The organism is Allobosea sp. GW822-FHT03F07, from assembly GCF_058801345.1.
In genome coordinates this window covers 155,535-175,148 of sequence record NZ_JBXAND010000005.1, presented here as the reverse complement: position 1 = coordinate 175,148, position 19,614 = coordinate 155,535, and the positions used below count along the sequence as shown (strand labels likewise).

14 protein-coding genes and 1 pseudogene are annotated in these 19,614 nt (G+C 68.0%); 5 read left to right on the top strand and 10 right to left on the bottom strand.

The window, feature by feature from the left end; translation table 11 throughout:
* Positions 1 to 33 precede the first annotated feature (33 nt).
* A complete protein-coding gene (gene hydA / locus AC1RMY_RS16455; RefSeq protein ID WP_492866265.1) occupies positions 34 to 1,515 on the bottom strand; it encodes a dihydropyrimidinase in 1,482 nt (493 codons plus the stop codon).
* A gap of 232 nt (positions 1,516 to 1,747) precedes the next feature.
* Between hydA and rsgA the strand changes: the two genes are divergently transcribed.
* From rsgA to AC1RMY_RS16440, 3 genes are all read left to right on the top strand, one after another.
* A complete protein-coding gene (rsgA, locus tag AC1RMY_RS16450) occupies positions 1,748 to 2,761 on the top strand; it encodes a ribosome small subunit-dependent GTPase A (protein ID WP_492866263.1) in 1,014 nt (337 codons plus the stop codon).
* 131 nt (positions 2,762 to 2,892) lie between these two features.
* Complete coding sequence (locus tag AC1RMY_RS16445) at positions 2,893 to 3,552, top strand: peroxiredoxin (RefSeq protein ID WP_492866261.1); 660 nt, start codon at positions 2,893 to 2,895, stop codon at positions 3,550 to 3,552.
* Between the two features lie 256 nt (positions 3,553 to 3,808).
* A complete protein-coding gene (locus AC1RMY_RS16440; protein WP_492866259.1) occupies positions 3,809 to 6,904 on the top strand; it encodes a cyclic nucleotide-binding domain-containing protein in 3,096 nt (1,031 codons plus the stop codon).
* 68 nt (positions 6,905 to 6,972) lie between these two features.
* Here AC1RMY_RS16440 and AC1RMY_RS16435 read toward each other — a convergent pair whose 3' ends face one another.
* The 4 genes from AC1RMY_RS16435 to AC1RMY_RS16420 form a co-directional block, all read right to left on the bottom strand.
* Positions 6,973 to 8,013, bottom strand: a complete 1,041-nt coding sequence (locus AC1RMY_RS16435) for a G1 family glutamic endopeptidase (RefSeq protein ID WP_492866258.1) — start codon at positions 8,011 to 8,013, stop codon at positions 6,973 to 6,975.
* Entirely contained in the window at positions 8,010 to 9,047 is a 1,038-nt protein-coding gene (locus AC1RMY_RS16430; RefSeq protein WP_492866256.1) for a phosphatase PAP2 family protein, read from the bottom strand. The genes AC1RMY_RS16435 and AC1RMY_RS16430 overlap by 4 nt, the downstream gene beginning before the upstream one ends.
* A 46-nt stretch (positions 9,048 to 9,093) precedes the next feature.
* Positions 9,094 to 10,848 carry an adenylate/guanylate cyclase domain-containing protein gene (locus tag AC1RMY_RS16425; protein WP_492866254.1) on the bottom strand — a complete coding sequence of 585 codons (1,755 nt, stop codon included), beginning with the start codon at positions 10,846 to 10,848 and terminating at the stop codon, positions 9,094 to 9,096.
* Positions 10,849 to 11,106: 258 nt separating this feature from the next.
* Complete coding sequence (locus AC1RMY_RS16420; protein WP_492866252.1) at positions 11,107 to 11,367, bottom strand: hypothetical protein; 261 nt, start codon at positions 11,365 to 11,367, stop codon at positions 11,107 to 11,109.
* A 157-nt stretch (positions 11,368 to 11,524) separates the two neighbouring features.
* On the opposite strand from AC1RMY_RS16420, the gene AC1RMY_RS16415 reads away from it, so the two are divergent.
* Positions 11,525 to 12,208, top strand: a complete 684-nt coding sequence (locus AC1RMY_RS16415; RefSeq protein WP_492866251.1) for a Crp/Fnr family transcriptional regulator — start codon at positions 11,525 to 11,527, stop codon at positions 12,206 to 12,208.
* 54 nt (positions 12,209 to 12,262) lie between these two features.
* Here AC1RMY_RS16415 and AC1RMY_RS16410 read toward each other — a convergent pair whose 3' ends face one another.
* From AC1RMY_RS16410 to AC1RMY_RS16400, 3 genes are all read right to left on the bottom strand, one after another.
* Complete coding sequence (locus AC1RMY_RS16410; protein WP_492866249.1) at positions 12,263 to 14,053, bottom strand: cache domain-containing protein; 1,791 nt, start codon at positions 14,051 to 14,053, stop codon at positions 12,263 to 12,265.
* Between the two features lie 12 nt (positions 14,054 to 14,065).
* Positions 14,066 to 15,049: an ABC transporter substrate-binding protein gene (locus AC1RMY_RS16405; RefSeq protein ID WP_492866630.1), complete on the bottom strand. Its 984-nt coding sequence runs from the start codon at positions 15,047 to 15,049 to the stop codon at positions 14,066 to 14,068.
* A gap of 138 nt (positions 15,050 to 15,187) precedes the next feature.
* Complete coding sequence (locus AC1RMY_RS16400; RefSeq protein WP_492866247.1) at positions 15,188 to 16,030, bottom strand: class I SAM-dependent methyltransferase; 843 nt, start codon at positions 16,028 to 16,030, stop codon at positions 15,188 to 15,190.
* Positions 16,031 to 16,179: 149 nt separating this feature from the next.
* Here AC1RMY_RS16400 and AC1RMY_RS16395 point away from each other — a divergent pair, with 149 nt between their 5' ends.
* Complete coding sequence (locus AC1RMY_RS16395) at positions 16,180 to 18,207, top strand: tetratricopeptide repeat protein (protein WP_492866246.1); 2,028 nt, start codon at positions 16,180 to 16,182, stop codon at positions 18,205 to 18,207.
* Here the strand turns inward: AC1RMY_RS16395 and AC1RMY_RS16390 are convergent.
* Both AC1RMY_RS16390 and AC1RMY_RS16385 read right to left on the bottom strand, forming a co-directional pair.
* Positions 18,114 to 18,722 carry an MFS transporter gene (locus tag AC1RMY_RS16390; protein WP_492866628.1) on the bottom strand — a complete coding sequence of 203 codons (609 nt, stop codon included), beginning with the start codon at positions 18,720 to 18,722 and terminating at the stop codon, positions 18,114 to 18,116. The genes AC1RMY_RS16395 and AC1RMY_RS16390 overlap by 94 nt on opposite strands.
* A 70-nt stretch (positions 18,723 to 18,792) precedes the next feature.
* Positions 18,793 to 19,440, bottom strand: a pseudogene (locus AC1RMY_RS16385) (MFS transporter); the annotation flags it as partial.
* Positions 19,441 to 19,614: the final 174 nt, after the last annotated feature.

Genomic DNA, 19,614 nt, shown 5'->3' with positions numbered 1-19,614 from the left:
GACGCGGTGTTTACGGGGACAGGCGACAGCCGCTCAGAGGATCTTCGCACCGAAATTGCGGGCCGGGTCCATTTCCAAAGCGAGCCTACCGGTCGGCTCGCAGGCCGGGCCGCCGGTGCGTGAGAGCCAGCGGCCGGAGCCGGGCTCGGCCCTGAGCGTGCCGCCCGAAACGATCTCCTCGCCGCGCCGGATCACGGTCTCCGGCCAGCCTGTCACGCTGCGGCCAGCGAAGGGTGTGAAGCCGGTGAGGTCGTGCATCGCCCCATCCGTGATCGTGACCTCGCGCCTGGGATCCCAAATCGCGATGTCGGCATCGTAGCCCGGCTGGATCGCGCCCTTGCCGGGCAGGTTGTAGATCTTTGCGGGCGCCGTGGCGGTCAGATCGACGAAAGCCTCCAGCCCGCGACCGGCGAATTCCGGCCGGCCCTTCGAGACCAGCGCGTCGAAGAGCAGGGGCAGGCGGGTCTCCAGACCGGGGAGGCCGTTGGCGATCTGCTTGAAGTTCGGATTCGGCCCGGCAGAGAGCTTGCCGGTCTCGTCGAAGCGGTAAGGGGCGTGGTCGGAGGAGACCGTCTGAAGGTCGCCGAGCGCCAGCGCCTGCCAGAGCGCATCCTGGTCGGCGGCTTCGCGCGGCGGCGGCGAGCACATCCATTTCGCGCCCTCGATGCCCGGCTTGTCGAGATCGGCCTTGGTCAGGAAGAGATATTGCGGGCAGGTCTCGGCGAAGACCTTGAGCCCCTGTCCGCGCGCCTGGCGGATCACGGCGCAGCCTTCCGCCGTCGAGACGTGGAAGATCATGATCGGCTGGTCGATCAGCGCGGCCTGCGTGATCAGGCGGGTGAAGGCCTCCGATTCCGAGCCGCGCGGGTGGCTGATGGAATGGAACTTCGGCGCGGTGTAGCCGCGCTCGACGAGCTTCTTGCCCATCCAGGAGATCATGCCGTGGTTCTCGGCATGGACGCAGATCAGGGCGCGGTTCTCGCGCGCGGTCAGCATCAGGTCCAGCAGCGGCTCGTCGTCGACCTTGATCAGGTCGTAGGTCATGAAGACCTTGATTGAGGCGTGGCCTTCCTTGATCAGGGCCGGCAGGTCCTCCTGGATCGTCTTTTTGTCCGGATTGGCGACGATCATGTGGAAGGCGTAGTCGATCAGTGCGCCGCGCTTCGCCAGCGCCGCGTAGTCGTCGACGACCTTGCGCAGGTCGAGGCCGCGATGCTGGGCGGCGAAGGAGACCAGCGTGGTGTTGCCGCCGAAGGCCGCCGAGGTCGTGGCGCTCTCGAAGGTGTCGGCATTGAGCAGGCCGCCGGCCGAGACCTGCTCGACATGGGCATGGGTGTCGATGCCGCCGGGCAGGACGAATTTGCCGGTCGCGTCGATCTCGCGCTTGCCCTTGCCGAGGCCTAAGCCGATCGCCGCGATGGTGCCGCCACTGATCGCGACATCGGCAGTGAAGCTGCCCGAGACCGTGCCGACGGTACCGCCGCGAATGACCAGATCATAGGGTTCGGTGGTCATGGCGTTCTCCTGATGGGCAAAGCGAGTTCGGCGGGCCATTGGTGCTGGCGCGGCGCGACCATAGCAAACCTCCGGCCAGCGGCGAGCCGCGGCTGGCGCAGGGCTATGATTTGTTCGCGCGAGGTATTTGCGCCGCTTATATGCAGCTCGCCCGCATCGGAGGCTTGCCAGCCGGCCCGATCCCCGCTCTAGCGTTGCACATGACGATGACGCTGCATGACGGGCGCTGCTCGTGACCGGCCCCGACCACGATGAAAGCCCGTTGACGCTCGCCGCGCTGGGCTGGTCGGATTTCTTCGCCGGGCAATGCGAGCCCGACGAGGCCGGGCTGGTGCCGGCGCGTATCGCCACCGTCCATCGCGCCCGGATGAGCGCGATCACGCCGGACGGCCCGATCAGGCTGGAACTGCCGGTTCACACCAACACCGGCGACTACACGGTCGGCGACTGGGTGCTGGTCGAACCCGGCACGCATCGGTTGAGGCGCCTGCTGGAGCGCAGGAGCGTGCTCGCGCGGCGCGTCGAGGGCAGCAAGACGCCGCAACTGGCGGGCGCCAATATCGACACGCTGTTCATCGTCACCTCCTGCAATGCTGATTTCAACGTCGCAAGGCTGGAGCGTTATCTGGCGCTCGCCAATGAAAGCGGCGCCGAGCCCGTCATCCTGCTGACCAAGGCCGATCTCGTCGACGACGTCGAAACCTATCGCGCGCAGGCGGCGGCGCTGCAGCGCGGGCTGGTCGTCGCGAGCGTGAACCCGCGTGGGGCGGATGCGGCTGCCGTGCTCGCGCCCTGGTGCAAGGAGGGGCGGACGGTCGCGCTCGTAGGCTCGTCCGGCGTCGGCAAGTCGACGCTGGTCAACGCGCTCGCCGGCACTGGCGAGAGCGAACAGCAGCAGACCGGCGGCATCCGCGCCCGCGACGACAAGGGCCGCCACACCACGACCTCGCGCTCGCTGCATGCGATCGCCGGTGGGGGCTGGGTCATCGATACCCCGGGCATGCGCACCCTCCATGTCAGCGATGCGGCGTCGGGCCTCGAGACGCTGTTCGCCGAGATCAGCGAGCGCACGCATCTCTGCCGCTTCCGCGATTGCAGCCACGAGCACGAGCCCGGCTGCGCGGTACAGGAGGCGGTCAAGCAGGGCATCATCGACCCCGAAAGGCTGGCGCGCTGGCGCAAGCTCGATCTCGAGAACAAGGCCAAGACGCCGGAGGCGAGGGGGCCGAAAGGCAAGCGGCGCTGAACTCTAGCCCGGCGACGTCACCACCGGCCTCGCGATGCGATGCCTTGTTGCCACGCCATGTCCTGCGCGCCATGGTCCGGTCCGCGTGTCCCTTGGCGTTTCAGGGGACGCCGGAAGCGGGAGGACAGGTCATGACACTCCAAATCAACAGCATCGCTCCTGATTTCGAGGCGCAGACGACCGAAGGCAAGATCCGGTTCCACGACTGGATCGGGGAGGGCTGGTGCGTGCTCTTTTCCCATCCCAAGGACTTCACGCCCGTCTGCACGACGGAACTCGGCAAGATGGCCAAGCTCAAGCCGGAGTTCGACCGGCGCGGCGTCAAGATCATCGGGCTCAGCGTCGATCCGGTCGACCGGCATGCGAGCTGGGCCCAGGACATCGCCGAGACCCAAGGCTTCGCGCCGAACTATCCGATGATCGGCGACACCGATCTCGCGGTCTCCAAGCTCTACAACATGCTGCCGGCCGAAATCGAAGGCACCTCCGAGGGCCGCACCGCCGCCGACAATGCGACCGTCCGTACGGTCTTCGTCATCGGACCGGACAAGCGCATCAAGCTGATGCTGGTCTATCCGATGAGCACAGGCCGCAACTTCGACGAGATCCTGCGCGTGATCGACTCGATGCAACTCACCGCCAAGCACAAGGTCGCGACGCCGGTGAACTGGCAGAACGGCGACGACGTCATCATCCTCGCTTCGGTTTCCGATGACGACGCCAAGAAGCAGTTCCCCCAGGGCTGGACGACGCTGAAGCCTTATCTGCGCGTGCTGCCGCAGCCGCGGTGAAGGGCGGGGCCTGGGCCCCGCGACAATACCGGCCAGCGCCGCGAGCCTGTCACGATAGGCGAACGGCGCCGTGCTCGGGCTTGAAACGGAAGCGGAAACGGTCGCGAGGGGCCTTTCCGATCCGAGCTGATGGCGACATGATCGGTTGCGTGGCCTGGGCCCGCGCAACCGCGACGCATGGGACATCGAGAGGGCGGTCAGGACGGGCCGACGCTACGGCCAAGATATCCACGGTACTCAAAAAGCGGCGGCTGCGATGGTCGGCTTTTTCGATTACATCTGGCGCAACAGCCGCCGTGAGCAGATCAGGATCATCTGCATCGTCGTCCTGTCGCTGCCGTTCTATTACTTCTCCCTCGACGTTCCCCGGTACATCATCTCCGACGCCCTGCAGGGTCGCGCCTTCGCGGACGGGCGGGAGAGCGCGCGGCTGTTTCACGTCGCCTTGAGCCTGCCGGACTGGCTGGGCGGGCCGCGGACCATCTTCGACGGGGTCTGGCTCGACAGGCTGTCCTATCTGTTCGCGCTGTCGGGGCTTTTCCTGCTGCTCGTGCTGATCAATGGCGGGTTCAAATACGTCATCAACATGCGCAAGGGCGCCTTGGGCGAGCGCCTGCTGCAGCGCCTGCGTCTCGACCTGTTCTCGGCGGTGCTGCGCTTCAAGCCCGAGGCGCTGCAGCGCATCAAGCCCTCCGAGGCGGCGACGATCATCAAGGACGAGGTCGAGCCGATCGGCGGCTTCGTCGGGGACGCCTTCGTGCAGCCGGTCTTCCTGGCGGGGCAGGCCCTGACGGCGCTCGCCTTCATCCTCGCGCAGAACGTCGCGCTCGGCCTGATCGCCGCGGGCATGATCCTGATCCAGGGCGCGGTCATCCCCCGCCTGCGGCGCGAGCAGATCCGGCTCGGCAGGCAGCGGCAGATCGCGTCGCGGGCCTTCGCCGGCAAGATCGGCGAAGTGGTCGAGACCATGGCGGAGGTCACCAACCACGGCACCTCCGCCGTCGAGAAGAGCCAGGTGGCGCAGCGGCTGGAGACGCTGTTCGGCATTCGCTACCGTCTCTACGGTCGCAAATTTGCGGTCAAGACGCTGAACAACCTGCTGGCGCAGATCACGCCGTTCCTGTTCTACGCGGTCGGCGGCTATTTCGCCCTGGCGGGCCGCCTCGATCTCGGCCAGCTCGTCGCCGTCATCGCGGCCTATCGCGATCTGCCGTCTCCGGTGAAGGAGCTGATCGACTGGGACCAGCAGCGGCTCGATGTCGAAGCCAAGTTCCAGCAGGTGGTCGAGCACTTTTCCCTGAACGGCGATGCACCGGACGAAAGCACGGCCGGCGGAGGCGACGGGGCTGCCTGCCTCGCCGGTCCAGGCGCGATCATCGCTCGCGGGCTGACGGTCGTGAATCCGGCCGGCGATCATGTGCTCGACCGGGTCTCGCTGTCGCTGCCGCTGCCGGGGCATATCGCCCTGTCGGGTGGCGCGAGCGAAGGAGCAGGCGTCCTGGCACAACTGCTGGGCGGCGGCCTGAGCGTCAGCGACGGTTCCCTGACCATCGCCGGCACGCCCCTGTCGCTGCTGTCGCCCGAGGCGCGCGGTCGCGCGATCGCCTATCTCGGCCCCGAGCCCGTGATCCTCGAAGGGAGCCTGCGGGACAACATCCTCTATGGCCTGCGCCGGGTCGTGCCGGACGAGGCCGGCCCGGCAGGGTGGTCCGTCGATCCCGGCCGGGCCAACGCCGCCGACGAGGCCGAACTCGACCAGATGCTGATCGAGGTGCTGAGGGTCGTCGGGCTCGCCGATGCGGTGTTCCGGTTCGGGCTCGCCTGCAAGCTCGACCGCGACACCCCATCCGAGGTCGTGCCCCGCATCTCCGATATCCGCCCCCGCATCCGCGCCAGGCTGGCGGAGCGGGGGATGGACGCCGCGATCGAGCCCTATGATCCGGGTCGCTACACGCGCAATGCGACGATCGGCGAGAACATCCTCTTCGGCGTGCCGGTCGATCCGGCGCTGGTCGGAGCGCGTCTCGCCAGCCATGCCCCGACGCGCCGCGTGCTGGCCGATCTCGGCCTGACCGACACGCTCCTGGGGATCGGGCGGCGCATCGCTGCGACGATGCTGGAGATCTTTCGCGATCTCGCCCCTGGCCATATGCTGTTCGAGCAATATTCCTTCATCGCCGCCGACGATTTCCAGGAGTACCGGGAGACGCTCGGCCGCATGGCGAGCGGCGTGGCGAGCGAGGCGGACCGCACGCGGCTCATCGGGCTAGCCCTTCTCTATATCGAGCCGCGGCACCGTCTCGGCTTGCTGGACGCAGGCGTCGAGGGACGTATCCTGGCGGCGCGTTCGGCCTTTCACGAACGGGCGCCGGCCGATTCCGTCCATTCGATCGCCTTTTACGATCCCCAGAGCTACTGCACGGCCGCACCCGTGCGCGACAACGTCCTGTTCGGCGCGGTGGCGCATGACGCGGCCGTGGCCGACGAGGTCATCCGCGACACGCTGGCGGAGCTCGGGCTGGATGCGGAGATCTATCGCCGCGGGCTAGAACAGCCGGCCGGCTATGCGGGGCGGCTGCTGTTTCCGGCGATGAAGGTGCAGATCGCGCTGGCGCGCTGCCTAATCAAGCAGCCGCAGCTGCTCATTCTCAACAACGCTTTCGGAGCCTTCGGCCAGAGCGATGCGCGGCAGATCCTCAAGCGCGTCCGGGCGGCGATGGCTGGGCGGACGGTGATCGTCGCCGGGCGCGATCTGGCCTCCGACCAGGGCTATGACCTGCACATCGCCTTCGAGGGCGCCAGGCTGTCGACCGTTCAGAGCGGTGCCGGGGCGGCGCTGGCCGCGGAATGGCCGGAGCCGATCGAGGCCGAAGCCGACAGGGCCGCGCGGATCGACACCGAGGAGATCCGCGTCCTGCGGGCGGTGCCGATCTTCGGCGACCTCGACACGGCGCGTCTCAAGCTGCTCGCCTTCACCGGCGAACGCGTCGCCTTTGCTGCAGGCGATGTGCTGTTCCGGCAGGGCGATGAATCGGATGCGGCCTATGTCCTGCTCTCGGGCACAGCAGATGTCGTGATCGCGGCCGGAGATGGCGGCCCGGTCCGCGTTTCGAGCCTCGCCCAGAACGCGATCGTCGGCGAGATGGGGCTCGTCACGGACGACCCCCGCTCGGCTACCGTGGTTGCGACCTCTGCCGTCGACGCATTGAAGCTGCGCAAGGACGTCTTCCTGGCGCTGCTCGCCGAGTTCCCGAAGATGGCGCTGTCGGTGACGCGGCTGATGGTCAGACGTCTGCGGGACAATGCCTCGCCGAGCTCATCCGAGCGGCGCGACGGCGGGCCGGGGCGGTGACGTGGCGTGGCCCCCTGGCCGTGCATCGGCTTCTCCAATGAGCGGATTCACGCTTCCGGGCCGGTGTCCTATGGAGCGACGTAGCTCATGGCCAGCTTCTGCGCCGGCGCGAGGACGCGACGGGCCGTCGAGACCGTGCGAATCCGGGGCGGAGCCGCGTCGATGGCGTACATGCGGATCAGCCGCGACCCCTCCAGGTCGCGGTCGTGCAGGACAGCGCTGCGGGGCGGGCGCGTCTCGGCGATGCAGCCGGTGAAAGCGAAGGGCGTGTAGATCGGCAACTCATAGGCCTCCCAGCCATCCGTTTCCGGCGGGCTCGGACGTTCCATGATCCATTCGGCGGTGGCGCCGCTGATGCGGCAAGGGCCGGGCGCAAAGGCCTTGAAGGCCTCGAGCGTGATGTCCCTGGTGACGTTCCTGATATTGCAGATCACCGAGGTCGCGTCGAACACCCTGATGCTGGCGCTGATCACGTCGCCGGGGTCGACGGGCAGGGCGAGAGGCTCCTCGTCCGTCACTTGGCCGCGCGCCCACCACTGGAACCAGGCGCCGTATTCGGCACGCCCCGTCGTTCCGCTCGTGCAGCGCTGCTTCGTGCCGATCTGCGGCAGCGAGGAGTCGAGATAGGCTCTCTGGCCGTCGAGGCCGATCCAGGTCGAGCTGCGGTATTCCGGTTCGGTGCCGCCGGGCGGGACGGACACGGCTGGGACCGTCCAGTCGGCCATGACCGAAGCGAAGCTGTGGCCGTCGCGGGGCGTGATGTAGCCGCCCGACCAGTTGACGCTCTTCTGCGCCGGCTGCGCGGTGGGGGCCGCGAGGGGGACGACGGCGCCATCCGGCGCCAGATCGGTCATGGCCAGCGCCGCCATGTAGTTGTGAGGGCGACCATCGACCGCGCCCTTCAGAAAGGCGCGGCGGAACGCCGTCGCATTCGGGTTGGTCGGCATCGCGTTGAGCGTCGGCAAGCCCAGGCGGAGCAGCGCGCTGTCGGACGCGCGCGACGGTACGAAGTCGTCGGGCGGCACGCCGAAGGTTTCGATCCGGGCGCGCCGCGGCAGGTCCGCTTCGCGTCCACCGCGCCCGCCACGCCCGCCACGCCCGGCCGTCACGGAAAGCTCCTATCCGGCGTCCATTCGCGCCTCGCGGCGGCGATCACGGCGCGCCCGAAAGGCCGGATCGCGTAGCCGGCCGGATCCTGCGTGTCGGGCTCCGTCAGGACGTCGAAGGCCGCCCTGGCGAGCGCCTGTCCGGCAGCGGAATCGCTCGGATAGTGCAAGCCGGCGATCTCGCGGTTGCGCGCGACGCGGCGCGCCAGCGCGAGCAACGCCTCCGTCAGGGCCGTGACGTCGTCCGGGGGCAGGGGCGGATCGACCTGTTCCAGCACGTGCTGCATGCAGAGCGCGATCAGATGGGCCTGCGTCGCGTGGCCGCTCGGATAGGAGGAGTGGCCGGGCACCGGCACCGGCGGCAGGAGCGCCGGGCATTCCCAGGAGGGGCGGGGCCGGTTGAACTCGTGCTTGAAGTGGAGCGCGGTGAAGGAGCCGATCAGGCTCGCGACGTGCAGCACGCGGAATGTGCGCGGATGCGAGCCGGGCGTCATCGCCAGCAGGCCCATGAAGGCCGTGATGAACTCGATGTCCTGGGCCAGGATCTCTCCCAGCGCCGAGGCCCGCTCGTCGCGGGCCATGGTACGAAGGATGTCGATTTCGACGGCCTGCTTCGTCGGCGATGTCGCGTCGGTCGGGTCGGCGTATCCGTTGAGGTCGAGCAGGATGTCGACGAGGTCGTCGTGGATCGCGCCCGGCGACCAATTGTCGGCGAAGCGCGCGAGAACCTTGAAGGCGTACCAGCGAGCGCCCCAGTTGTTGTCGTCGAACTCGACCGAGGGGGCGTCGTCGGCATCGGCGCTGCGGAAGCGGACCCTTCGCCTCGTACCGTTGGACTCGTCGCGGATATGCACCGTGCGGCAAAGCTCGGCGAGGCGCCCGACCGCGCCTGGCCCGGCGGGATAGGTTTCCATCACGAAGGGGAAATCGGCTCTGTCGGGAAGGAACCAGCCGCCTCCCATGTCGCCGCTGATGCCGGCATTTCCCGTATTCCCGGTGTTTCCGGTATTCCCGGTGTTTCCCGTATTGCCGGTCATGGCGCCCCCGCACGATTGCCGCGATTGCAACTCGTTAGGCTTCGGCTCAGTCAGGCAGTCCCGCCTCGCGCAGATGTCCGATCCATGGCTCCAGAACGGATGGCACGAACGGGCAGCGCGGGGCGTAGGAGGTCAGGCGAAAATCAGGCTGGACCAGCATCAGGCGGTCGGCCGCGCTCGCGGCCTCCGCCAGGCGGCCAGCGGCGACCAAGCTGGCCGCAAGCGTGCGCAATGTAAAGCGGATTGAGGGATTGTGAGCCACCGCGCTGCGCGCCCAGCCAACCGCCTGATCGTAGTCGCCGTTGATGTAATGCGCCTGGGCGAGCATGCCTTCGTGCCAGAAGCGGTAGGGATCGGCCGGCGCCAGGCGCTGGCCGTTCTCGCCGTGCAGCACAGCCAGCGGGCCGTTGCCGACGAAGCCACGGGTCGCGCTGCTCATCGTCCAGGCCATCGCGACGCTCGGCCCAGCCTCGATCGCGCGATCGAGGAAACGCTGCGCGGTCACGAAATCGCGCAGCAGGAAGGCCTGGACATGGCCGTAGATCGCGAGCGCGAGCGGGTCGTTGCCGTCGCGCTCGATCGCTGCGAGTGCCCGGTCGACCGCCTCCCTGGCGTCGCCGTCAGGATCTGGCGATCCGAGTTCGCCGACGCGGAAGACATGCCAGAGGGCCGCATAGGTGAAGGGCGGCGCGTAGGACGGATCCAGCGCCATGGCCTGCTGCAGCAGCCCGCGCGCACGGGCGAAGCTGTCGGGGTCCATCTTGTAGAGCAGATCGAGCGCTTGCAGCAGCAGGTCGTAGGCGGTCATGTTCTGGGGATGCTGGCGCAGGGCCCGGCGCAGCTCGCGCTCACGGACATGGGGAGCGATGGTCCTGACGAGCTTCAGCGAGATGCGATCCTGCAGCTCGAACAATTCGGCCATCTTGCCGTCATAGTGATCGGCGCTGACCACGGCGCCGTTCTCGTTGGCGATCAGCTCGGTGCTGATCCTGACCCGGCCGTCAGAGAGGGCGACGGTGCCGTCCATGACGTAGCGAACGCCGAGCTTGCGGCCGATCGCGACCGGATCGATCCGCCGCCGGCCGTATTCCAGCGTCGACCCGCGCGAGATGACGAACAGGTCCTTGAGGCCGGACAGCGATTGGATGATCGAGTCGACGACGCCGTCGGCGACGAAGGCCTTGTTGGGGCTCGATCCATTCATACGGAAGGGGAGGACTGCTATGGAGGCCCGCGCATCGGCATCGGCATGGCTCTCGCCGATCTTGCGGGTCGGCCCCGCCCCGGCCTCCGAGCGAAGGGCGAAAACGCGCACCGGGCGCTTGTGATTGCGCAGGTAGATTTCGCCCATGTCAAAGGCGAGCGATCTGGATTCCTCGTCGGCCCGCTCGAAGACGGCCTTCGATATGATGACGCCGCCTTGCTCGGCATAGGATTGCAGCCGGGCGGCGACATTGACGCCGTCGCCGAAGATATCGTCGTTCTCCAGAATGACGTCGGCGAGATGGATGCCCATCCGGAACGCGATGCGCAGAGCGAGCGGCTGGTCGGCGGTCGCGACGGCGAGCGCGCGCTGCAGGGAGAGCGCGCAACGGGTCGCCGCCGGCGCACTGTCGAAGGTCGCCAGAAACCCGTCGCCGGTGTTCTTGACGATCCGTCCCCCATGCTTCTGGACGCAAGGGTCGATCAGGCTGGAGCGCAGGCGCATCAGGCGATTATGAGTCGCTTCCTCCGCCGCCTCGCTGAGGCGCATATATCCGACGACGTCGGCGGAGAGAATGGCGGTCAGATGGCGCTGCATCTTCGCTACGAAGCTCTCGCATCCAGACCGGAAGGCGCCGGTCGAGACGGCCAGTGCAGGTTCAAGCTTCTGCGGATGCTGGCATGAGAGACGTGCGTGGTCCACCGCTATGCTGAGCGGCTTCGAGGCATGGGGCGCAGAGAGCGACCGTGGTTGAACACATTTGCGTGCGTCGCGGCCGGCGGGCGGCCGCGACGGCCTGCTGACGAGCATGACGGCCGATTGCAATTGTCGTGACAAATCAGCCATCTGCTCGCGTCACTTCGGATCCCAATACAAGGCCTCGATGCGGGGTATTCCGATGTCGCTCAGGGTATGATCGTCGAGAGGCTCCACGTCGAAGCCGGTACGCCGATCGTCGCCCGTCCGGAACAGCCAGCGACGGAGATGTCCAGCTTGCCGCGACAACCGGGCCAGGAACGGGCATTCACCGGCGCGGGCAGCCGGCGCGATGTCGCGCAGCGGCTCAAGGTCTGCTAGGTTCAAGGGCGTTTGATGACGGTTTGTGGCACTGAACACGATGAAACTCCCCTCCTGATCGGCTTTCCACCCGATCGCGGCTGGCGATCACGGCGGCTGATCGGTGATGGGTTTTGGGACTTTCCCGCTTCGCGTTCTGTGCGCTGGGTCACACAAGCTCCGGTTGCTCGGCGCAGCCGGTCGTCGGGGGCGCGGAATGAACGAGGGACATCAGCGCATTGCGAGCCTCCTGTCGGCGAACCCGTTCTTCTCCGGCCTGGTCCAGGACACGCTCGACAGGATCGCGAACATCTGCAAGCCGCACCATCTCGCCGCGCGCGAGGTGCTGTTCCTCAAGGGAGACCCGAGCGATGGGCTCTATGCGATCCGGCGCGGGTTGATCCGCATCGGAACCACGGATGAGCTCGGGCAGCAGATGACGATGAACGTGCTTGGAGGCGGCGACGTCTTCGGAGAGATCGCGTTGCTGGACGGTCGCTCGCGCACGGCGGACGCGGTGGCGATGGAGGACACCGAGATGTTCTTCCTGCCACGGCGCGACCTCCTGAACCTGCTCAGAAGCGAGCCTTCGATCGCGCTGCAGTTGATCGAGCTTCTGTGCGCGCGACTGCGCGACATCATCGAGCGGATGGAGGAGACGACGTTCCTGCCCGCCGAGACGCGGCTCGCGCGCCGGATTCTGGTGCTCGCCACCGATTACGGCACGGAAGTGCATGCCTCGCAGGAAGAACTGGCCTCGCTCGCGGGTGTGACGCGCGAGACCGTGAACCGCCAGCTACAGGGTTGGAAGCGCAACGGCGTCCTTTCCCTGGGACGCGGGCGGCTTATGATCCATGATCTCGACCAGTTGAGGCGGCTGGCCAAGACCGGGGCGATTTGAGAAGACCGGGGCGATCTGACGGGCGAGGTTGCCGCGCCCAACAGCCGTCAGCGCCTATCCCGGCGGCTGCGCTGCATGCGGAGAAAGCACTGCGGCGGCAAAAACGGAGACGGGCCGGTCGAACCCCTTCAGCGCGCGCGGCGCGAGCTCGACCAGGGGCAGGCGCCTGCCGACCGCCTCGGCTGCGACGCGATCGACCAGGATCTCGCGGTCATAGGCGCCGGAGCACAGCCGCGCCGCGAGGTTCACCACATTCCCGATCGCGGTGTAGTCGAGCCGGCCTTCGGAGCCGATCCGGCCGACGGTCGCCGGCCCCATGGCCAGACCGACGCCGAAGCCGAGGTGGTGATCGAGCACCTGGCGGCGGGCCAGGAGGTTCTGCACGTCCGCCTGCATGTCGCGGGCCATTTCCACGGCGCGCAGGGCGGGATCGGGGCAGGGCACCGGCGCGTTGACGAGCACCATCGCGCCGTCACCGGAGAAGTTGGTCAGCGTCGCGCCATGCCTCCCGACCACTCTTTCGAGGGCGTCGTAATACTCGCCCAGCAGATGGATCACGGTCTCGGGCTCGGCGCGCGCCGAGAAGGCGGTGAAGCCACGCAAGTCGCAGAAGACCACGACCACCTCCACGCGCCGGCCGTCGAGCACATGGTCGTCACCGCTGCGGTCGACCAGCTCGGCCACCTGCGGCGCGAGAAAGCGCTTGAGCCGGCTGATGCGTTCCGAGCGCTCCTGCGATACCGCCAGTTCGCCCGCCATCTCGTTGAAGCGGGCTGCGAGCCGCTCGAGTTCGTCGCCTGTTACGATGCTGATCCGGTGGTCGAACTGCCCTGCGCCGATCCGGGCGGCCCCATCTTCCAGAAGCAGGATCGGCCGGGTCATGCGCTGGGTCAGCCAGTAGGCCAGTGCCGCCGCCAGTGCCGCGCCGGCGACGAGCAGGCCCAGCGTGCGCCATAAGGCGGCATAGATCGGCCCGAACGCCTCGGCGAGAGGCTGGCTGACGACCACGCTCCACCCGGTCGCGGAGATCGGCGCCATCGCCGCCAGCACCGTGCTCCCGGCCATGTCCCGGCCGGCGATCGCCTCGCCGGGACGATCGAGAACGGCTGCCAGCAGGTCCCGAAGCGGCTGGGTCGCGGTCTCGTCGGCGCGCAGCACCAGGCTGATGTCGGGATGAGCTATCAGGCGGCCTTGCCGATCGAGCACGAAGGCCTCCCCGGTGCGCCCGACCCTTATCGCCGAAACCACGTCCCAGATGAATTTGAGGTTGACCTCTGCGACGGCGACGCCGGCAGCCGCGCGATTACCCGCGACCGCAACCGTCATGAAGGGTTCCGAGCCGCGCTGGAACGTGACCGGCCCGAACCAGGCACGGTCCTCGCGGGCGCCGGTCACGGCCGGATCGGTGGAATGGTCGTCGCCGCCCTCGATCCGGTTGAGGCCGAGGCGGGACACGAACAGGCGCTCCTTGCCGGCGGCATCGAACAGAGCGAGGCTAAGGACCGCCGGGACCTGGCGCAGGAGGAGCAAAGCGTCGAGCCGGCGTCTCTGATTGGCAATCTCCGACCAGGGCAGTTGCACGGTCCATCCGAGCTGGTCGCGGATGCCTTCCATGAAATCCTGAATCCTCGCCGCAGCCGCGCGTGCTTCGGTGTCGAGCAGGGCGTTCAGATCGGCCCGCCGGTCGCGATAGCCGAACCAGGCCTGGCTCCCGCCCGCGATCAGGAGCGGTACGACCACTGCCGCGAACAAGACGAGGAAATATTTGCTGAACAGCGACATTCGCGGTGCGGCGCGGGGATCGGACACGGTCTTGGCTCCCGGGCGGCGCGCCGGTCGGATCATGCGGTCAGAGGGTCATTCGATGACGAGGTCGGCGCTGCTCAGAAGCGAAGGCGGAAAGGTAAGGTCCAGGGTCCTCGCGGCCTTCAGATTGATGCACATCTCGACTTTGGTGACGCGCTGGACCGGGAGTTCCGACGGTCTCATGCCCTTGAGGATGCGGCCGGCATAGATGCCCGTGTGCCGGTGGGACTGGTCGAAATCGCCGCCATAGCTCATCAGGCCGCCGGAAAGCGGGAAGTCGCGCGATTGCATGATAGCCGGCACAGCCCGGGCGACCGCCAGCGCCGCGAGTTGCGGGCTGCGATAGGCGAAGTAGGGGTCGGAGGTGAAGACGAGGCCGCCGGCGCGCATCTCGACTGCGGCGCCGAACAGATTATCGAACTCCTGTTCGGCGCTGGCCTCGAGGACGCGCAGCTCCAGACCGAGGCTGCCCGCAGCGGCCCGGAGGTTGGCCAGCTGCGACTTCGCCGTCGGGCTCGCCGGATTGACGGCGACCGCGAACAGCTTGATGTCCGGGCGCAGTTCGCTCATGAACTCCAGACGCTTGCGCGAGACCTCGACGCTCAGGCTGGACACGCCCGTCAGATTGCCTGCCGGCCGGGAGAGGCTGTCCACCACGCCGAGCGCGATTGGGTCGCCCCCCATCTCGAACACGACCGGAATGACGGAGGTCGCCGATTTGGCCGCCAGCGCGACTTCGGCGCCGCCGGGCGCGACGATCACGCTGACCTGACGGTCGGCCAGATCCTTCGCCAGCGTCGGCAAGCGGCGATATTGGCCTTCCGCCCAGAGATAATCGATCGCGACGTTGCGCCCCTCGATATACCCGGTTTCGGCCAGCCCGGCCCGGAAGGCCGCAAGACGGCTGGCGTAACGATCCGGCGTTTCGGAGCCGAGATAGCCGATCACCGGCATCGGGGGGCGCTGCGCATGGGCCGGGCAAGTCCACGACGCCACCGCTCCGCCGAGGAGTGCGATGAGATCGCGCCGCCTCATTCGAGCGGCTGTCGCGGCCGAGGCGGAGGGCACGAAGCGCAAGGCCGTCTCTCCTTCCAACCAACATCGCCTGTCAGCGTGAAACGTACAATCTTATCCTATGCGCTCGGTCGCGGTATAGTCGGATACAGGACGCCGTCAGCGCCGCGTGACAACGACTTCGAGATAGGCGCTCGGCACGACCACCGTTGCGTCGCCGGAGCGGTTGAAGCGGGCGATCAGAGCCTTGAGGTCCTGCTCCAGTGCGAGCTGCGCCGGCGGCGCCAGGGCGGCGAACGTCTTGAGCACGGGGCCGTAGTAGCCCCTGAATACTTCGAGCCAATGCTCCGGCGAGCGATAGCGGAAGACGAAATGGCGTTCCGTCGCCTCGACCGTCGCCCCGCGAGCGGGGAAGAGCTCGGCCAGCCGCGCCCGAGTGCCCCAAAGCGCCGGCGAGCGTGCGCCGGGCGGCGGCGCGACATGCTGCCCGATCGTCTTGAAGAGCTGGCCGATGAAGCCTTCGGGAGTCCAGTTGGCCATTCCGATCTTGCCGCCGGGCCGGCAGACACGCAGCATTTCGCCGGCGGCGCGTTCCTGGTCGGGTGTGAACATCACGCCGAAGGTCGAGAGGACGGCATCGAAGCTGGCGTCCGGAAAGGGCAGGGCTTCCGCATCAGCCTCGCGAAAGACCATCTCCAGGCGCTCCGCGCCGGCCCGCTCGCGGGCGCGGTCGAGCAGGGCGCCGACATAGTCCGTGCTCGTCACCTTGCACCAGCGCCGCGCGGCTGCCAGGCTCGCATTGCCGTTGCCGGCGGCGACGTCGAGCACCGTCTGCCCCGCACGCAGGTCGAGGGCCTCGCAAAGGTTCTCTCCGACGATTTGCAGGGTGGTGCCGACGACGGCATAATCGCCTGACGACCAGGCGCCGTGCTGGCGGGCCTTGATCGCGGCGAAGTCGATGGTCGGTGCGGGTTGGCTCTGGATCGTGGCAGTGGCTGACATCGTTCGTTCTCCCTGAGAGAGGGGCCGTGCGGCCATGATGCGGCCCATGCCTGCGACGGCAGGGACAGGCCTGTCGCCGCGAAGCCTTGCGACGATGCCGCGAAGACTACTGGCCACTCGTGGAAACGAGCGTGGGAGCCGGAGTGGAAATGGCCGTGGAATCCGACCTCGCCACCATTCCCGGAGGAGGCCCGGCCCTGCAGGTCCGGTTGCTCGGGCCGCTGGCCATCCGGCGCAACGGGACGCCGCTGGCGCTTCCGGCGTCTCGCAAGGTTCGCGCCCTCCTCGGCTATCTCGCGCTGGCGCAGCAGGCGATCCCGCGGGCCAGGCTGTGCGAATTGCTCTGGGACGTACCAAACGACCCGCGCGGGGAGTTGCGCTGGTGCCTGAGCAAGATCAGGCACCTCGTCGACGAACCCGGCCGGGTAAGGCTCCGCACGCAGGCCGACACGGTGCAGTTTGACCTGTCGGATTGCAGCGTCGATGCGCGCGACATCGCGCATGCGAGCCAGGCGGGGATCGGGTCGCTCGGCCTCGCGCAGGCGAAAGCCCTTGCGGGGCTCTTCGAGAGCGAGTTCCTCGACGGGCTCGAGATCGAGCGCTGCCCAGCTTTCGACAACTGGCTCGTCGCGCAACGGCGGCGCTTCCATTGCGCTCACATCGCCCTGCTCGAAAGGCTGGTCGCGGGCGACGACGACCCTGGCGACGGCCATCTGGAGCGCTGGCTGGAGCTGGCGCCCTTCGATCTGAACGCGCATGGCTTCCTGTTCGGGAGGCTGGTGCGTCATGGCCAGCTTCGCGACGGCGACGCGCATCTGGCGGCGGCGAGCCGCCTGTTTGAAGCGGAAGGCTTCGACGCTGCGCCGCTGCGCCAGGCCTGGGCTGCGGCCCGGATGCGCGGCTCCGACCCCCCGCAGGCCGTCGTCGTGGTGCCCGCCAGCGCTTCTGACGCCGGTGCGGCTGAGGATGGCGGGGTTGTCGGCACCTCGGCGCGGCGAGCTTCGATCGCGGTGATGCCGTTCACCGACCAGTCCCCGGCGGCCGGCGAGGATGGCGGGGCGGGGGCTGCGCTCGTGCGTGACGTCATCACCCGTCTGGCGAAGCTGCGCTGCCTCTTCGTCATCGCGCAGGGCTCCGTCTTCAGGCTGCACGAACGGCATATCGGCGCGCGGCAGGCCGGCCGGATGCTCAAGGTCGCCTATGTCGTCAGCGGCTCGCTGCGGCGCCAGGGCGGCCGCCTGACGATCACCGTCGAGCTTGCCGAAACTGAAGGCGGCAGAGTCGTCTGGGCGGAGATCTTCAACCGGGCGACGAACGACATCTTCGCAGTTCTCGACGAGATCGGCGACCGCATCGTCGCCAGCGTCGCCAGTGAGGTCGAGGCGGCCGAGCGCAACCGGGCGATCCTGAAGCCGCCCAACGGCCTCGACGCCTGGGAGGCGCATCATCGCGGCCTGTGGCATATGTACCGCTTCAACCAGGCCGACAACGACACGGCGCGCGACCTCTTCCAGCGGGCGATCCGACTCGATCCGACCTTCGCACGCGCCTATGCCGGGCTATCCTTCACCCATTTCCAGAACGCCTTCCAGGGCTGGACGGCACGCGCGCCGCAGATCGATCTCGCCTTCGAGGCGGCCGGGCAGAGCCTCATGGTCGATGACCGCGATCCTGCGGCGCATTGGGCGATGGGCCGGGCGCTCTGGCTGCGCGGCCGGCACGACCAGTCGGTCACGGAACTGGAGCAGGCGATCGAACTCAGTCCCAATTTCGCCCAGGGGCATTATGCGCTGGCCTTCGTCCATTCGCAGGCCGGCGATGCGGCCGCCGCGATCGCCTCTTCGGACCATTCGCGCCAGCTCAGCCCGTTCGACCCCATGCTGTTCGGCATGCTCGGCGCCCGTGCCATGGCGCTGGTCCGCTTGGGGCGGTTCGACGAGGCGGCCGACTGGGCGATCAGGGCCGCGGCCCGCCCGAACGCACATGCGCAGATCCTGGCGATCGCCGCGCTGTCGCTCGGGCTCGCCGGGCGGCTCGACGAGGCGCGGGTCCATCTCGCAGCGATCCGCCGGGCGCTGCCACGCTACGGCATCGAGGACTTCCTCACCGCGATGCATTTCTCGCCCGAAGGGGCGCAGCTATTTCGCGATGGCGCACGCAAGATCGGCCTGAACTGAGGCGATTGAAGCCCGGCTGCCCGGTTCAGCCGCTCGCTATTCCGCTCCGGCCGTGGCGCCAGATCGCGAAGACGCCGAAAACGCCCACCTGGGCTCCCATGAGGACAAACGACCAGTCGAAGCTGGCGGTCCGGCTCGCGATCAACGCGAAGGCCTATGGGGCCGCAGACCGAGCCGACGAAGCCGAAGAGGTTCGCAGCGGAGGTGACATCGCCGATCAGCGTCGGCGGCGCCAGCCTGGCGAGTTCGGCCATGTAGACGCCGTTCCAGCCCATGGAGGTCGCGCCAACCAGGGCGACGCAGACATAGATCCAGGCGGCGGGCGCGGCCGCGGACCAGACGAGGAGCATGATCGCGGCGCTCGTCCCGAGCGAAAGAAGGTAGAGCAGCAGCAGGCCGCGCCCGAGGCGATCCGCCAGCCAGCCGAGCAGGATGCGCGAAAGCGTGCTCGCCGCGAGCAGCACGGCGACGAAGGAGCCTGCTTCGGCCAGAGACTTGCCCTGCTGCGTTACCAAATAGGTCGCGGTGAAGGCGGTGACGCTGGCCTGGGCGATCGAAAAAGGCGACGCCCATTCCCGTGAGCAAGGGCAAGGCCGGGTGGGAACGGATCACGCTCGCCGAGCGCAGCAGGGCAGAGGGCGACAGGAAGAGGCGCGCCCAGGCCCGATTGAGCGGGCCTTTCTCCGCATCCAGCCGTTCCTGGAACGGCTGCACCACCAGCGCGCTGATGGCCACGATCGCGACGATCATCCAGATCGCGTTGGCGAAGCCCAGCCCGAGCACGGCCGGGGCCACGGTCAGGCCCGCGATCGCCCCGCCCAGGGGAACGCCCGCCTGCTTGATCGAGAAGATCAGGGTCCGGTGCCCGGCCGGCGCCGTGCGCATCAGCACCTTGCTGCCCGCCGGATTGTTCGGAGCCAGGCCGAGGCCGATGGCCAGCGCCCCGACGAGGCCCGAGAGGGCATGGGGTTGCGCCAGCAGCGCGATCCCGGTGGCGACAAATGCCAAGCTGAACTGCAGGGTGCGAATGGGGCCGTAGTGATCCAGCATCGGGCCACCGCAGGCCAGGCACCAACAGATGCCGATCGAAACGACGGCCGAGACATAGCCGATGCTTTCGGGCGGCAGGCCCCAGCGCTGTGTCAGGATCGGCCCGAGGAGTGGCATGGCCGCCGCCGCGAACGAGCTGACGACTTGAACGAGGAGGGTGGCGCACAAGGCGCTCGCCCACACAGGGAGCTTCAACGGCGCGTCTCCATCCCGTCGCCGCTAGATGTCCTGCTCCGCGGTGGGACGACAGTTGACTCGGCTCTGCAGCGTTGCACCTGTCTTCCGGGAATGTTCGGCCAGCGTCGAGGCCGGTTTTCGGCTGGCGGGGCTGCATCCGGTGCATGCGGGCCGTTGCCG